Annotated in this window: 13 protein-coding genes and 1 pseudogene; 7 read left to right on the forward strand and 7 right to left on the reverse strand. The window is 71.8% G+C overall.

The features are described 5' to 3' along the window. From GKQ77_RS14610 to GKQ77_RS14620, 3 genes are all read left to right on the forward strand, one after another. Nucleotides 1-3,310: S8 family peptidase (locus GKQ77_RS14610; protein WP_219689175.1), on the forward strand; the 3,310-nt coding region annotated here is incomplete at its 5' end. A gap of 82 nt (nucleotides 3,311-3,392) precedes the next feature. Then, complete coding sequence (locus tag GKQ77_RS14615) at nucleotides 3,393-3,986, forward strand: TetR/AcrR family transcriptional regulator (RefSeq protein ID WP_219689176.1); 594 nt, start codon at nucleotides 3,393-3,395, stop codon at nucleotides 3,984-3,986. Next, nucleotides 3,983-4,846 carry an alpha/beta fold hydrolase gene (locus tag GKQ77_RS14620; RefSeq protein WP_219689177.1) on the forward strand — a complete coding sequence of 288 codons (864 nt, stop codon included), beginning with the start codon at nucleotides 3,983-3,985 and terminating at the stop codon, nucleotides 4,844-4,846. The genes GKQ77_RS14615 and GKQ77_RS14620 overlap by 4 nt, the downstream gene beginning before the upstream one ends. Nucleotides 4,847-4,868: 22 nt before the next feature. Here GKQ77_RS14620 and GKQ77_RS14625 read toward each other — a convergent pair whose 3' ends face one another. After that, on the reverse strand, nucleotides 4,869-5,795 hold the full coding sequence (locus GKQ77_RS14625) for a LysR family transcriptional regulator (protein WP_219689178.1): 927 nt from the start codon (nucleotides 5,793-5,795) through the stop codon (nucleotides 4,869-4,871). A 129-nt stretch (nucleotides 5,796-5,924) separates the two neighbouring features. Here GKQ77_RS14625 and GKQ77_RS14630 point away from each other — a divergent pair, with 129 nt between their 5' ends. The 3 genes from GKQ77_RS14630 (at nucleotide 5,925) to GKQ77_RS14640 (ending at nucleotide 9,145) form a co-directional block, all read left to right on the forward strand. Further along, nucleotides 5,925-6,977 (forward strand): fumarylacetoacetate hydrolase family protein, encoded by a 1,053-nt coding sequence (locus tag GKQ77_RS14630; protein WP_219689180.1) that lies wholly within the window; start codon nucleotides 5,925-5,927, stop codon nucleotides 6,975-6,977. Between the two features lie 24 nt (nucleotides 6,978-7,001). Next, the gene (locus tag GKQ77_RS14635) at nucleotides 7,002-8,132 is read left to right on the forward strand and encodes an FAD-dependent oxidoreductase (protein WP_219689181.1); all 1,131 of its coding nucleotides are present in this window, start codon (nucleotides 7,002-7,004) and stop codon (nucleotides 8,130-8,132) included. A 74-nt stretch (nucleotides 8,133-8,206) separates the two neighbouring features. Beyond that, complete coding sequence (locus GKQ77_RS14640) at nucleotides 8,207-9,145, forward strand: VOC family protein (RefSeq protein ID WP_219689182.1); 939 nt, start codon at nucleotides 8,207-8,209, stop codon at nucleotides 9,143-9,145. Between the two features lie 19 nt (nucleotides 9,146-9,164). Here the strand turns inward: GKQ77_RS14640 and GKQ77_RS14645 are convergent, their stop codons facing one another. The 4 genes and pseudogenes from GKQ77_RS14645 to GKQ77_RS14655 all read right to left on the reverse strand — a co-directional run bounded on the left by GKQ77_RS14645 (nucleotide 9,165) and on the right by GKQ77_RS14655 (nucleotide 11,679). Next, a complete protein-coding gene (locus GKQ77_RS14645; RefSeq protein WP_219689183.1) occupies nucleotides 9,165-10,214 on the reverse strand; it encodes an aldo/keto reductase in 1,050 nt (349 codons plus the stop codon). A gap of 113 nt (nucleotides 10,215-10,327) precedes the next feature. Next, complete coding sequence (locus GKQ77_RS14650) at nucleotides 10,328-10,861, reverse strand: GNAT family N-acetyltransferase (protein WP_372459879.1); 534 nt, start codon at nucleotides 10,859-10,861, stop codon at nucleotides 10,328-10,330. Beyond that, nucleotides 10,843-11,209, reverse strand: a pseudogene (locus GKQ77_RS33350) (SAM-dependent methyltransferase); the annotation flags it as partial. The gene GKQ77_RS14650 and the pseudogene GKQ77_RS33350, both read right to left, overlap by 19 nt. 119 nt (nucleotides 11,210-11,328) lie before the next feature. Next, nucleotides 11,329-11,679: a helix-turn-helix transcriptional regulator gene (locus tag GKQ77_RS14655; RefSeq protein ID WP_219689185.1), complete on the reverse strand. Its 351-nt coding sequence runs from the start codon at nucleotides 11,677-11,679 to the stop codon at nucleotides 11,329-11,331. A 281-nt stretch (nucleotides 11,680-11,960) separates the two neighbouring features. On the opposite strand from GKQ77_RS14655, the gene GKQ77_RS14660 reads away from it, so the two are divergent. Then, nucleotides 11,961-12,593 carry an ANTAR domain-containing protein gene (locus tag GKQ77_RS14660; protein ID WP_258021340.1) on the forward strand — a complete coding sequence of 211 codons (633 nt, stop codon included), beginning with the start codon at nucleotides 11,961-11,963 and terminating at the stop codon, nucleotides 12,591-12,593. On the opposite strand, the gene GKQ77_RS14665 is transcribed toward GKQ77_RS14660, so the two are convergent. Next, on the reverse strand, nucleotides 12,590-13,711 hold the full coding sequence (locus tag GKQ77_RS14665; protein ID WP_308117670.1) for a tetratricopeptide repeat protein: 1,122 nt from the start codon (nucleotides 13,709-13,711) through the stop codon (nucleotides 12,590-12,592). The genes GKQ77_RS14660 and GKQ77_RS14665 overlap by 4 nt on opposite strands. Continuing rightward, the coding region (locus tag GKQ77_RS14670) for an ATP-binding protein (protein ID WP_219689190.1) at nucleotides 13,708-14,673 on the reverse strand (966 nt) is incomplete at its 5' end. The genes GKQ77_RS14665 and GKQ77_RS14670, both read right to left, overlap by 4 nt.

Raw genomic sequence — 14,673 nt, forward strand, 5'->3', positions numbered from 1 at the left:
GCCGGAGCGCGGGGCGGGCCGGGGCGCAAGCGCGGGCACCGGCCAGGAGGCCAAGGGCAGTTGGGGGGCGCGGGGCGAAAAGACGGTGACCGTCACGTTGATCACCGGCGACCGGGTGGTCGTCGGGGCGGGCGGCAAGAAGGTCGTCCGGCTGACGCGCGGCGAGGGCCGCGAGCAGGTCTCGATCTCGGTGCGTCGCGAGGGCGGGCACCTGTACGTCGTACCGCAGGACGCCCAGGCGATGATCGCGGCGGGCAGGCTCGACCGGCGGCTCTTCGACGTCACGCAGCTGGTCAAGGACAAGTACGACGACGCGCACCGCACGACGCTGCCGCTGATCGTCGGCTACCGGCCCGGCCGGGCCAACGCGCGCGCGGGCGGGGACACCCTCAAGGGCCACGCCCGTGACCGCCGGCCGCTGCCCGCCATCGGCGGCGAGGCGTTCGACGCGCCCAAGTCCGGTGCGACGGAGCTCTGGTCGGCGCTCACGGGCGGCACCGGCGGCACCGGCGGCACTGACACGCGTACGGACTCACGTACCGGCACGCGTGCGAACGTGCGTACCACCGTCGTCCCCGCGATCGCGCACGTCTGGCTGGACGCCAAGGTCCGCCCCGCCCTCGACAAGAGCGTGCCGCAGATCGGCGCGCCCACCATGTGGCGGGCCGGATTCACCGGCAAGGGCGTGAAGGTCGCCGTCCTGGACACCGGGGTCGACCAGACGCACCCGGACCTCAAGGGCGTCGAGGTCACCGAGAAGAACTTCACCACCGCGCCCGACGCCAAGGACCGCATGGGCCACGGCACGCACGTCGCCTCGACCCTCGCGGGCTCCGGCGCGAAGTCGGGCGGCAAGTACAAGGGCGTGGCGCCCGATGTGCGGATCCTCGACGGCAAGGTCATCTCCGAGCGGGAGGGCACGGGCACCGACTCCTCCATCACCGCCGGTATGCAGTGGGCCGTCGACAACGGCGCCAAGGTCGTCAACATGAGCCTCGGCAGCTCGGACACGCCGGGGACCGACCCGATGGAGGAGGCCGTCGCCCGGCTCTCGGACAAGGCGCTCTTCGTCGCCTCCGCGGGCAACGACGGCCCCTTGGAGGGCACGTTGACCACGCCCGGCAGCGCCCCCGACGCGCTGACCGTCGGCTCGGTCGACAAGCAGGACGAGCTGGCGGATACCTCGAGCCGCGGTCCGAACGCCGAGGGGGTCACCAAGCCGGACATCACCGCGCCCGGTGTGGAGATCACCGCCGCGGCCTCCACGCAGAACCCGGACGAGCCCGGCGACAGCGGCTATACCGCCCTGTCGGGCACGTCGATGGCGGCCCCGCACGTGGCCGGTTCCGCCGCCATGCTCCTCCAGCAGCACCCGACTCTGACCGGCCGGCAGGTCAAGGCCGTGCTGACCGGCTCCGCCAAGCCCCATCCCGCGCTCAACGCCCACGAGCAGGGAGCGGGGCGCGTGGATCTGACGCGGGCGGTCTCCGCGACCGTCGGCTCCTCGCCCGGCTCGCTCTCCTTCGGCACGCAGGCGTGGCCGCACACCGACGACAAGCCGGTCGGCAGGACCGTCACCTACCGCAACCACGGCACCAAGCCCGTCACCCTCGCCCTCTCCGCCACCGCGGTGGACCCGGCGGGCCGCCCGGGCCCGGCGGGCATGTTCACCGTCAAGGACAGCCGGCTCACCGTCCCGGCGGGCGGTACCGCGAAGACCACCGTCACCGCGGACACCAGGCTCGGCACCGCCAACGGCACCTACGGCGGCACGGTGCTCGCCGAGGGTGAGGGCCAGTCGGTCCGTACCGGTCTCGTCGTCGACCGCGAGGTCGAGTCGTACGACCTCACGGTGGCGCACCTCGACATCGACGGGAAGGAGTCGACCCACTACATCACCACGCTCACCGACCGCTCCACGCAGCAGAAGATCACGGTCCCCTTCCGCGACGGTCCGGCCACCGTGCGGGTGCCCAAGGGCACGTACGCGCTGGAGAGTTCCGTCTACGGGCAGACTACGGAGTTCGCGGTCTTCGTCCAGCCGGAAGTGAAGGTCGGCGCGGACCGGAAGATCACGCTGGACTCCCGCAAGGCCAAGCGGGTCGCCGTGACGGCCCCGGACCGCAGCGCCCGCGTCACGGCGTCGGACATCAGCTACGACGACTCGGCCGCCGGAATCGCGGCGACTTGGAGCCTGGGCGGTGGCACCGTCATCCGCACCGCGGGGCTCGGCGCGGAATCACCCACCCTCAACGCCCAGTACAGCGGCGTCTGGAGGGCGCCCGGCGCGGCGGGCAAGAAGACCGACTACCGGCTGGCCTTCGTGCGTACCGGCAGCTGGTTCTCCGGTCTCGACCACGCTGTCACCAAGGCGGAGGTCGCCGAGGTGAAGTTCGGCGTCGGCGCCTCCGCGGCCGGCCGAAAGGGCACGCTCTCGGCCGCGCCGGTCGGTGCGAACGGCTTCGGCCCGCTCGTCCCGCCGACGTCCGAGCTGAAGCTCCCGGCCTCCGGGACGAGTTACATCAACACCAAGGGTCTGCGCTGGACCTGGTCCATGGCGCAGCTCGATGACGCGGGTCAGTCGCGCATGAACTACGGCACGGATCAGGTCGCGTACAAGGCGGGCAAGCGCTACACGCTGAACTTCAACACCGGCGTGGTGGGCCCCGACCTCAAGGCCGAGGACCGCCAGGGCGCGCGTCGCGCGGGCAACTCCATGGACGCCTATGTCCGGCTGTTCAACGACGGCGCGGGGCACGCGGGTGACTCCGCGACGACCGGGGGCTTCAGCAAGCTGGAGTCGGGTGGCCGCGTCATCGCCGAGGGCGGACCGGGGGCGCTGTACGCCGATCTCCCCGCCGCCTCCGCCCCCTACCGCCTGACCATGGAGGCGAAGCGCGCGGCCAAGGACACCACGACCAGCACCAAGGTGAACGTCGCGTGGACGTTCACGTCGGCGAAGACGCCGGACTCGCCGCCCACCGCGCTGCCCCTGTCCACCGTCCGTCTCTCGCCGAAGCTGGCGCTGAACGGCACGGCCCGGGCGGGCAGCACCCTGACCGTGCCGCTGAAGGTGGCCGGCGCGGCGGCCGGCACCGACAGGATCGCCTCGCTGACCGTAAAGGTCTCCTACGACGGCGGCACCACCTGGAAGCCGGTCACCGTCACGACCGACGACAAGGGCGCGCGCTCGGCGAGCGTGCGGCACCCGGCGACGGCGAAGGCCGTGTCGTACCGGGTGTATCTGAAGGACACCTCCGGCAACACCATGACCGAGACGATCTCGAACGCCTACCGGCTCGTGCCGTAGCGCTCGCGCTCTTCCCGGCTGGCAATCCTAGGGGCATTAGGTTTAACCTAATGCCCCTAGGCATGTTCTGAGGGGAGGCCGCATGGTGCGGGCGGGGTTGACGCCGGAGCGGGTGGCCCTGGCGGGCGCCGAGCTGGCGGACGAGGTCGGGCTCGACCAGGTGACGATGGCCCGGGTGGCGCGCCGGCTCGGCGTGAAGGACGCGAGCCTCTATACGCACGTACGCGGCCTGGAGGATCTGCGCGGGCGGATCGCGCTGCTCGCGGCGGACGAGAAGACCCTGCGTATCGCGGAGGCGACCGCGGGGCGGGCGGGCAAGGACGCGCTGGTCGCGTTCGCCGACGCCTGGCGGAAGTACGCCCGTGAGCATCCGGGCCGCTATGCGGCGACGCAGGCCTCGGTCCGGATCGACCCCGAGCTGGCCGCGCGGGCGCCCGGGCCCCGGCGGGCCGTCGAGCTGACGTACAGCATGCTGCGTGGCTACGGACTCGCCGAGCCCGATCTGACCGACGCGGTCCGGTTGCTGCGCAGCACGTTCCACGGGTTCGTCGCCCTGGAGGCCGCCGGAGGGTTCGCGCACGCGCGAGCGCCTGAGCGGTCCTGGGTGCGTGCCCTCGACGCCCTGCACACCCTCATGGAGCACTGGCCTCCGTCCCGAGAAGGAGAATCCCCATGACCGGACCGTCCCTCGGCAGCCTGCGCGTGACCGGCGCGACGCTGCACTACGAAGTGCGCGGTCAGGGCCCGCTCCTGCTGCTGATACCCGGCGGCACGGGCGGCGCGGCCTCGTTCGACGCCATCGCCGACGACCTGGCCGCCGAGTACACCGTCGCCACCTATGACCCGCGCGGGATGTCCAGGAGCACGCTGGACGACCCCGAGGCCGAGCAGAGCGTGGCCGAGCACGCCGAAGACGCCTTGCGCCTACTGGAGTTGCTTTCGCCCGGCGAGCCGGCCCGAGTCTTCGGCAGCAGTTCCGGCGCGATCGCCGCCGTGCACCTGCTCACCACCTGCCCGGAGCGCGTGGAGCGCCTTGTGGCGCATGAGCCGCCGCTGGTGGAGGTGCTGCCCGACGCCGCCGAGCACCGCGCGCTCCTCGCGCGGGTGGCGGAGACGTTCCGTACGCAGGGGCTCATGGCGGCGATGAGCGTGTTCGCGGCGGGGCTGAAGGAGGGCGAGGACACCACCGGCGGCACTGCCGACAGTGCCTCCCCCGGGCCGGAGGCCCAGCTCAGGCTTCCGCCCGAGGCGGCGGCGCGTGCCGAGCGGACGATGGCCGACCTGCCGTACTTCGTGGGGCGCATCGTGCCGCGCTTCATGGCCTACGCCCCGGACCTCCCCCGGCTGGAGGCGCTGTCGGACCGGCTGGTGCTCGCCTGCGGCCAGGACTCGCGCGGCGAACTGCCCTACCGCCCGGCCGCGTTCCTGGCCGAGCGCCTGGGCAGGGAACTCCTGCACTTCCCCGGCGGGCACACCGGCCTGACCACGCACCCGGCCGGGTTCGGCGAAGCGCTCCGGAAGGCGTTGCGCGGCTAGGCCTGGCCCGGGGCGCCTCCGGTCACAGGGGGTCGGGCGCCCCTGGTGCGGTCATGCGGGCGCCGATCCTGGCGGCCGTCTCGCGCAGCCAGATGTGGCCGGCGTCGTGGGTGTGCACCGGGTGCCACCACATGGCCTCCCGCAGCGGGACCGCCTCGTAGGGCGGTTCCAGGACGCGTACGGCGGCGATCGGGGCGAGGAGCCGGGCGAGGCGGGCCTGGACGAGGGCGATGCGGCGGGTGCCCGCCACCATGAGCGGCAGCAGCTGGAAGCTGTCGACGGAGACCTCCGCGCGCGGTTCGACGCCGAGCATGCCGAGTTGGCGTACGGGTGGGGCGTCGTAGGTCCGCTGGTAGGTGACCCACGGCAGCCGGGCAAGGTCCTCTCGGGTGAGCCGGTCGCCGACGCTCGGGTGGTCGTCGGCGACCAGGAAGACCCACCGGTCCTCGTAGAGATCGGTGGCGGGGAAGTCGTTGATCACGCCGTGCGGCATGAACAGGCCGTCGACCGCGCTCAGCAGCGTGCCCGTGTCGTCGACGACGGTGGCCGGGGTCTGGAGGAAGCGCAGCCGGATGCCGGGAGCCTCCTCGTGGACGGCGCGTACGAGTGCGGCGCCGAACACGGAGACGGCGTAGTCGGACGCCACGAGCTTGAACTCGCGGCTCTCCCGGGCCGGGTCGAAGTCGGCCTGGCTGGCGAAGAGGCGCTCCAGCACGTCGTACGCGGTGGCCGTGCGGTCGAGGAGCACCTGGCCGAGGGCGGTGAGTTCGTAGTGGCCGCCGACGCGGGCGAGCAGGTCGTCGTCGAAGTGGCGGCGCAGACGGGCGAGGGCGGCGCTCATGGCGGGCTGGCTCAGCCCTACGCGCTGCCCGGCGTGGGTGACGTTGCGCTCTTCGAGCAGGGCGCGCAGGGCGACGACGAGGTTGAGGTCCAGGCGGGCCAGGTTCACGGGCTTCCCTCTCGCGGTTGCGGCGCCCGACCAGGAGAAATCGACACCATTGATGGCTGCCATCCACACAATCGATTTCCATGATCGTGGGCGGCGGGTCCAGATTAGTCCCACCGCACTCGGGAGGACTTGTCCGTGCCATCTGAACCGTCGTCCGCGCTCTTCGCCGGACCTTTCGCCCTCGCCACCCTCTCCGCCCTCGCCACCCCGGACGGGCCCTCGTTCCCCGCTCTCGTCACCCCCGACGGCCTGGTGCTCGATCTGCGATCCGCCCTCGGCGACGAGCAGTTGACGGTACGGGGGCTCCTGGAGCAGTGGCAGAGCGCCCTGCCCCGCCTGCGGGACCTGGCCGTCGACGGCAGTGCGGAGCGCAAGCTCGCACACTTCCGCGTCCACGCCCCGGTCGAGCCGCGTCAGGTGTTCCAGTCGGGCGCCAACTACCGGCAGCACGTCATCGATCTGCACCTGGCCCACACGGCTCCCGGTGACGAACGTCCCGAGGAGGAGCGGCGCGCCGAGGCCGCCGAGATCATGGACCGGCGGGCCGCCGAGGATCTTCCGTACGTGTTCATCGGCCTGCCGAGCGCGATCACCGGCCCCTACGACGATGTGGTCCTGCCCGCCTGGGCCGAGCAGCCGGACTGGGAGCTGGAGTTGGCGGCGGTGATCGGCAGGGCCGCGTACCAGGTGTCCGCCGGGGAGGCCTTGGAGTACGTCGCCGGGTACACGATCGCCAATGACCTGACCGACCGCGCCAGCGTGTTCCGGCGGGACATGCCGCGGATCGGCACCGACTGGCTGCGCGGCAAGAACGCGCCGGGCTTCACCCCGCTCGGCCCCTGGATCGTGCCCGCCGCGTCGGTCGCCGACCCCGGCGCTCTGCGTCTGACGTTGAAGCTGAACGGCGAGACCATGCAGGACGAGTCCACGAAGGACATGCTCTTCAGCGTGGCGCGGCTGGTGGCGTACGCCTCACAGAGCGCCCAACTGCTCCCCGGCGACCTGTTGTTGACCGGCTCTCCTGCGGGCAACGGCATGCACTGGGGGCGGCTGTTGCGGGCCGGTGACGTCATGGAGGGCTCGATCGCCGGGCTTGGTGCGCAGCGCACCCGCTGTGTGCCCGAACGAGTTCGAGCCACCGGTGCCGTCGGCTCACCCGTCGGCCCGATCGCCGTCAAGTAGCCAGCGGAACGAGGAAGTCCTCCCATGAGCACACCCCGTACGGTCCTCGTCGTCGGCGGCGGCGCGGCCGGCAACGCCGTCACGATCCTGCTGCGCCGCGCTGGGGTCGCGGTGGACCTGATCGAGGCCAAGGACGACTGGAACGCGACCGCGGGATCCGGCATCACCCTCCAGGGCAACGCCCTGCGCGTGCTGCGCGGACTCGGCGTGTGGGAGCGGGTGCGGGCGTGCGGCCACGGCTTCGACGCGGTCGGCATCACCGCTCCCGACGGCACCGTCCTCCATGTCGCGGAGGGTCTGCGCACGGGCGGCGACGACCTGCCCGCGACGGTCGGCATGCGGCGCCCGCAGTTGCAGCGCGTCCTGATCGACGCCGTCCGCGCGAGCGGCGCCCGGGTCCGCCTGGGCACCCGGGCGACCTCCCTGGACCAGGACGCGCAGGGTGTCTCCGTGACGTTCACCGACGGCACCGCGAACCGCTACGACCTGGTGATCGGCGCCGACGGGCTCGGCTCCACGACGCGCGCCGCCATCGGCATCACCGCGAGACCCGAGCCGACCGGCATGGCCATCTGGCGGGTCGCGGCCCCGCGCCCGGCCGGGGTGACCCGCAGCGACCTCACCTACGGCGGTCCGGCGTACATCGCGGGCTACTCCCCGACCAGCGCCACGACCCTGTACGCGTTCGTCGTCGAGGCCGCCCGCGACCGGGTGTCCATCCCCCCGGAGTCGTACGCCGACGAGATGCGCCGGCTGGCCCGCGGCTACGGCGGTTTCTGGCCCGAGATCACCGCGCACATCACCGACCCCGCGCGGGTCAACTACACGTGGTTCGACCGGATGCTGGTCCAGGGCGCGTGGCACCGCGGCCGGGTCGTCCTCGCCGGTGACGCCGCGCACTGCTGCCCGCCCACCCTCGCGCAGGGCGCCGCGCTTTCGCTGGAGGACGCCTGGGTGCTCGCGCGGATGCTCACCTCCGCCCCTTCCTGGGACGACGCGTTGCTGCGGGCGTACTACGAGCGACGGATCGCGCGCGTGAAGCCGGTCGTGGAGGCGTCCGTGCGGATCGGGCAGTGGCAGCTCGACGGCGCCCGCGACGCGGATGTGCCCGGCCTGATGGGCCGCACGATGACGATGCTCCGGGAGCCGCCGTGACGCCCGGCGCGACGGGCCCGCCGCCCTCACCTCTCAGCGCTGCTCGGCCCAGCCCTCACCTGACGGAGGAACCCATGAGCGCACGCCTTCTCACCCACCTGCGGCACGTCGACCTCGCCGTGCCCGACTACGACAAGCAACTCGACTTCTACGCGGGCGTCTGGGGCCTGACCAAGGTCGCCGAGGACTCCGGCATCTCCTTCCTCGCCGCCGAGGGCTCGCCCGAGCAGTACGTCGTACGGCTGCGGAAGGCCGCGGAGAAGCGCCTCGACCTCGTCTCGTACGGGGCCGCGAGCCCCGCCGACGTCGACACGCTCGCCGAACGGCTCCTCGCCGGGGGCGTGCCGTTGATCTCCCGGCCGGGCAAGGTCGACACGCCCGGGGGCGGTTACGGCTTCCGCTTCTTCGACGTCGACGGACGCACGATCGAGGTCTCCGCCGACGTCGGCGTGCGGCGGCACCGCAAGATAGCGGAGAAGGAGGCCATCCCGGTCAAGCTCTCCCACGTCGTGCTCAACTCCCCCGACCTCGACCGGACTCGGCAGTGGTACGAGCGCCATCTCGGTTTCCGGCTCTCCGACACCCTCAGCTCGCCGCACATGGGTGAGGTCATGCACTTCATGCGGATCTCCGACCAGCACCACTCCATGGCGATCGCGCGGGGCCCGCACACCGCGCTGCACCACATCTCCTTCGAGATGCGCGGTCTCGACGAGTACATGCGCGGCTCCGGGCGTGTCATGCGTGCCGGGTTCCGGAAGATCTGGGGTCCGGGCCGCCATCTGGCGGGGGACAACACCTTCACGTACTTCCTGGACCCGCACGGCAACACCGTCGAGTACACGACGGAGCTGGAGTGCCTGGACGAGGACACCTGGCATCCGCACGTCTACGACTTCTCCCGGCCCGAGGTCACCGACCAGTGGGGCACCGCGAACCCCATGAACGAGCTGATCGCCAAGGAGTCCTTCAACGACCCCGACCGCGGCGTGTTCGTCGCGCCGCCGGTCTGAGCCCCCTGCCCCCTCCGCCTCAGACAGCGGAACGGTCCCCCGGCGTACGTCGGCGCAGGGACGGCGTGCTGAGCGAGGGCGGGGTCCACACGCCGTCCGGCGGGTAGACGTCGGTGCCGGGCGGCACGATCTCGTCGATCCGGTCGAGTACGGCGTCGTCGAGCACCACGGAGGCACCCTTGAGCGTGCTCCGCAGCTGCTCCGCCGTGCGCGGGCCGATGATCACCGAGGTGACGGCCGGATGCGCGAGCGGGAAGGCGATCGCCAACTCCGGCAGCGTGCAGCCCACTTCCTCGGCCACGGCGACGAGCTGCTCGACGACCTCCAGCTTGGCGGCGGTGCGCGGTGACGACGGATCGAAACGGGCGGGGTGCAGGGTGGGCCGCCCGCTGCTGAGGTCGAGGGCCTGGCCCTTGCGGTAGCGGCCGGTCAGGAATCCCGAGCCCAGCGGGCTCCAGGTCAGCACCCCCATCCCCAGGCGCTGCGCGACCGGCAGCACGTGCTTCTCGACGCCTCGCGCCAGCAGGGAGTACGGCGGCTGTTCCGTGCGGAACCGCTGGAGTCCACGGCGGTCGGCGACGTGGTACGCCTCGGTGATCTCGTGCGCGGGGAACGTGGAGCAGCCGAACGCCCTGATCTTGCCCTGGCGCACCAGGTCGGTCAGGGCGGAGAGCGTCTCCTCGATGTCGGTCGTGTGGTCCGGCCGGTGCACCTGGTACAGGTCGATCCAGTCCGTGCCGAGGCGTCGCAGGCTCTCCTCCACCGCGCGGATGATCCAACGCCGGGAGTTGCCGCCGTGGTTGGGGCCCTCGCCCATGGGGAAGTGGACCTTGGTCGCGAGCACGACGTCGTCGCGGCGGCCCTTCAGCGCCTTGCCCACGATCGTCTCCGACTCCCCGGCCGAGTACATATCGGCGGTGTCGACGAAGTTGATGCCCTCGTCCAGCGCCGCGTGGACGATCCGTACGCAGTCGTCGTGGTCGGTGTTGCCGACGGAACCGAACATCATGGTGCCGAGGCAGTAGGGGCTGACCTGGATGCCGGTCCCGCCCAGAACGCGGTGGCGCATGCAACTCTCCTTGAACGTCGCCCTCTTGGACGCGGTGACCTTACGACTTGGAGTGCGCTCCAGGGCAAGCGTGGGGCCGCCACCCGGCCGGCGATGGGTTCTCGTCGTACCCCCTACTCCGGGGAGGTCGGCACCCAGTAGCGGCACTTGTCACCGACGGTGTCGAGGAACGCGCCGCCGTTCGCCTCGATGACGCGCCGGGAGGCGGTGTTCGTCCCGTCGACGGTCAAGAGCGCCCGGGTGATGCCGAGCGAGGCGGCGATCGGCAGCGCGGCGGCGAGCATCGCGGTGGCGTGTCCCCGGCGCCGGGCGCTGGGGCGCACGTCGTAGCCGATGTGGCCGCCGACCTCGGCAAGCGGCCGCGTCAGCCGGTGCCGGATCGCCAGCCTGCCGAGCATCTGGTCGCCCGTGGCCCACCACAGCGTGGTCATCGGCACGAAGCCCGCCCGTACGCCGCTTTCGTGCCGCTCGGCCAGCAGGCGGGCCACGTAGGTGTCGAAGGCGTCGGGGTCGGCCAGGGCGGCCGCGTCGACGTCGGTGACGAACCACGGCGTCGGATAGGCACGGTCGGCCCGGAACTCGGCCACGGCGGCCAGGAAGGACGGCCGCAACCGCGTGGTGGGGTCGATCAGCTGGGGCCTGCCCAAGCCCTCCATACGAAGCCCTCCGTGCTCGGCACGCGTGCGGAGAATCGGCCCGTCGGGGAAGCCTTTCGCAGCAGGCGGCGCAGGTCCGCCTCGAAGTCGGCGCGGCGCGGGCCGAACAGGTGCGGGGCCGAGAACGACATCGAGAACACCCAGGCGACGATGTCGTCGCCGGTACGTTCCAGCGCCTGTCCGCCCGGGGCGACGTGGCGGTCGGGGCGAGAATCCCGCCCTCTTGAAGATCGCCGCCTCACCGCCGGGCGTCCCCTGCGGCAGCACTCCCTGGCCGGCTCTCCGGGCCGGGCCGAGGTAGTCCGTGACCAGATCCGCGAGGGCGTCGTACGGCACGGCCACGAGGTCGCGGTCGTCCCGCTTCCAGCCGACGGGCATGTCCGCCCCCTGCCCTCACAGAGCGCTGTGCGTGTCCTTCAAGGTGCGGGCGGCCGCGGCCAGGGCGCGGGCGGCCGTGGTCAGGCCGTGGCGCGGTGGCGGGTTCCCACCTCGGTGGGCGAGGAGCGGTTGGCCTCGTCCCGCGCAAGCAGGGAGAGCAGGGAGGCCACGACAAGCCCGGACTCGGCAGGGTGGCGCAGCACCTTGCCGGGGTCGATCCGGTACGTGTTGGTCCGTCCCTCCCGCGTGTGGGAGAGATATCCGTCCTGCTCCAGGTCGGCGATGATCTTCTGGACAGCACGCTCGGTGAGCCGGCAGTGCGCGGCGATGTCGCGGATGCGGGCGTTGTGATTGTCCGCGATCGCCGCCAGCACCCGTGCGTGATTGGTGAGAAACGTCCATCCGGTGTGTGGCTCGGGCACTCCATCCATGGGGCAACTCTAGCGACCAGATGTGCATGATTTCAAAAACACGTACTACGTTTCATGTATTAGTTGACGTATGTGGGCTGCAGCGGGCAGCCTGAGAGCGGCACTAGGCGAAACGAGAGGGAGCAGCCATGCCGGAGCCCCGACACTCTGAGCAGTCCCTCACGAGAGAGGGCGACGGTTTTGGGCCGGGTGACCGGACGGACTCCGGATCCGGAGGTGGGACACCGCTGCCCTTGCCTCCGTTGCCCACGACGGTGGATGTGGTTCCGGGTAGCTACCGGATGAGCGTGCTGGTGCGGGGGCAGCTCGACCTCCACGCCGGTCAGCGACTCCGGTCCGGGCTGCGGCATACGGTCAGCCGGCCGACCCGCGCCATCGACCTGGACCTGAGCGGGGTGCGGTTCTGCGACTGCTCCGGCCTCAATCTCCTGCTCAGTCTGCGCCAGTGGGCCCTGGAACAGGGAAAAGCCATCGTCATCAGCGCCAGCAGCCCTGCGGTCGAACGGATCCTCGACCTGACCGGGACCCGCGACTTGTTCAGCGCCGAGGGCCTGGAGGAGGAGAGGGTGGCGGATCCGATCGCCCGCGGCGCGGGTCCGCGCGACGGTGACGCGGTCGCGTGCGAGGAGTCCGAGCAGGAGCTGCGGGTCGAGGTCGCCCAGTTGCGGCGGGCCATGCAGACCCGGCCCACCATCGACCTGGCCCGCGGCATCCTGATGTCCTCCTTCCGTCTGAGCCCCGAGGCCGCCTGGGAAGTGCTGGTCACGATCTCGCAGAACACCAACACCAAGCTGTACCGGCTGGCCGAGGACTTGGTGGGCGCCGTCCAGGGCGGCGGCCTGCCCGAGGCCGTACAGGAGCAGGTGGCGGCGGCGGTCGCCAGGATGACGGACACGGCACAGCGCGGCGGCTAGCGGGACTTCTTCTTGTCGAACCAGATGGTCGCCGCCGTGGGAACGAGTCCGGCCCAGAAGAGGAGTTGGGGCACGGCCCGGTCCGTCCAGGGGATCTCGGCGATCAGCAGGGCGCACGCCATGGCCCAGGCCGCCTGGGCCAGGACGATGCGGGCCCAGCGGCCGCGGCGGACCAGCGAGCGGACGTTGAGCTGGACGCCCGCGCGCAGTCGGCTGTAGCGGCGCCAGGCTCCGAAGGCCCAGATCACGCCCATGATGAACAGGAACCACAGGCGCTGCCCTACGGGGATGGGCAGCTCCGGGGCGGGCCGATCGGCGGCGGGGAAGAGGTCGACCATGGCGCCCGCGAGGCCCACGCAGAGCAGGGCCAGCCACCGCGTGCCGCGCAGGAGGCGGTAGGTGGCGTGGTCGAGTTGGTCACGCATGTCGGCGGAGTTGGGCTCGGCGGCGAGCGCGTCCGCGTACAGTTCGGCGGCCTCCGTGGCTCCGACGCCGGGCGCCCGTGCCGCCTTCCTCGTCTGGCGGGCAAGGGCCTCCGCGTGATGGGGGTCGATACGGAGGATGGCCTCGTCGAGCATGTCCGAGACCGTGCCGTTTCCGGCCGTGCTGGCGATGCGGTGGGCGATCTCGTGGGCGTAGATGTCCTCCGGGCCCAGCCGGAGCGCTTCCATCGCCAGATCGGCGGCTTCCCGGGTGACGCGGTCGATGGCCTCGGCGGTGAGGTGCCGGGCGCCGCTCTCCTGGCCGTAACGGACCAGCGCCTCGCGCCATACGGCGTCGGCGAGCATGGCGTGGGCGAACGAGTCATGGGGGGCGACCCGGATCAGCTCGCGCAGTACGGGCTGGACCTTGAGCCAGCCGTTGTCGCGGACCATCGCCTGGGCGCGCAGGCGCAGCGCGCCGTAGTCCTCGGGCGCCAGTCTGAGGGCTTCGTCGGCCGCCGCCGTCGCGTCCTTGGGCCGCTCCTGGCCGAGGTGGCAGTAGCCGATCTTGACCCAGGCGCGCAGGTCGCCGGGGTCCTCGGCGAGGCGGCCCGCCAGGAGTGCCAGGGCCTGGTCGTAGCGGTCGAGTTCGATCAGGGCCTGGGCCTTCTCGACCGTCGGGTGCAGCGTGCTCACAGCTTCCGCTTCTTCTTCAGGTAGGTGATCAGGTCGTCGTACGCGCCGCCGTCGTTCGCGTACATGGCGACGTTGCGCGCGGAGGCGAACCACGGCTCGGTGGACGGGACGGTCTGCTTCGCGGCGTTCAGCAGGTCGCGCATGCCGATCATGCGGATGGTGCCGCTGCGCGCCGAGTCGAGCAGGGCGCTCTCGGCCGCCGCCTCGCACAGGTGGGCCAGGTCCGCGCCGGACAGGCCGTCCGTGGCCTTGACGAGCTTGCCCAAGTCGATGTTCTCGACGGGGCGGTCCTGGAGGTGGTAGCGGAGGATGCTCTCGCGCGCCGGGGCGTCGGGCGGCAGGACGAGCAGGGTGCGGTCGAGGCGTCCTGGCCGGCGCAGGGCGATGTCCACGTCCCAGGGGGCGTTGGTGGCGGCAAGCACGAACACGCCCTCGTTGGCGGCGGAGTCGATGCCGTCCAGCTCGGTGAGGAGCTGGTTGACGGTGTTGCGCATGCCGCTGTGCTGGGTGCGGCTGCGCTTGGCGCCGAGCGCGTCGAGTTCGTCGAGGAAGACGACGCAGGGGGCCTGGCGGCGGGCGGTCTGGAAGATCTCGTGCATGTTTCGCTCGGAGTTGCCGATCCACATGTCGAGGACGTCGTTGACCGACACCGACAGGAAACCGGCTCCGAGTTCACCGGCGATCGCGCGGGCGATGAACGTCTTGCCACAGCCGGGCGGCCCGTACAGGAGCAGTCCGCCGCGCAGGCTCTTGCCGTACAGCTTGCGCAGTTCGGGATTGCGCATGGGGGCGAGGAACGCGGCCTCCAGCCGCTCCTTGACCTCCTGCATGCCGCCGACATCCGCGAGGCGGATCGTGCCGGGAGTGTCGACGTCCCAGGCGGAGGCGTCCCCGGGGTCGCCACCGCCGTCGACGGCCAGGGGCGCCTCGACGAAGCGGGGCGGGATCACGTCCCCCACCTG

Origin of the sequence: Streptomyces anatolicus (assembly GCF_019400875.1) — a bacterium.
Taxonomy (GTDB): Bacteria; Actinomycetota; Actinomycetes; order Streptomycetales; family Streptomycetaceae; genus Streptomyces; species Streptomyces anatolicus.

Excerpts from the sequence above, each read along its gene's own strand:
- GKQ77_RS14615 (WP_219689176.1), top strand. The coding sequence starts at position 3,393 with ATGGTGCGGGCGGGGTTGACGCCGGAGCGGGTGGCCCTGGCGGGCGCC.
- GKQ77_RS14635 (WP_219689181.1), top strand. The coding sequence starts at position 7,002 with ATGAGCACACCCCGTACGGTCCTCGTCGTCGGCGGCGGCGCGGCCGGC.
- GKQ77_RS14655 (WP_219689185.1), bottom strand. The coding sequence starts at position 11,679 with ATGGATGGAGTGCCCGAGCCACACACCGGATGGACGTTTCTCACCAAT.
- GKQ77_RS14640 (WP_219689182.1), top strand. The coding sequence starts at position 8,207 with ATGAGCGCACGCCTTCTCACCCACCTGCGGCACGTCGACCTCGCCGTG.
- GKQ77_RS14645 (WP_219689183.1), bottom strand. The coding sequence starts at position 10,214 with ATGCGCCACCGCGTTCTGGGCGGGACCGGCATCCAGGTCAGCCCCTAC.
- GKQ77_RS14660 (WP_258021340.1), top strand. The coding sequence starts at position 11,961 with ATGAGCGTGCTGGTGCGGGGGCAGCTCGACCTCCACGCCGGTCAGCGA.
- GKQ77_RS14620 (WP_219689177.1), top strand. The coding sequence starts at position 3,983 with ATGACCGGACCGTCCCTCGGCAGCCTGCGCGTGACCGGCGCGACGCTG.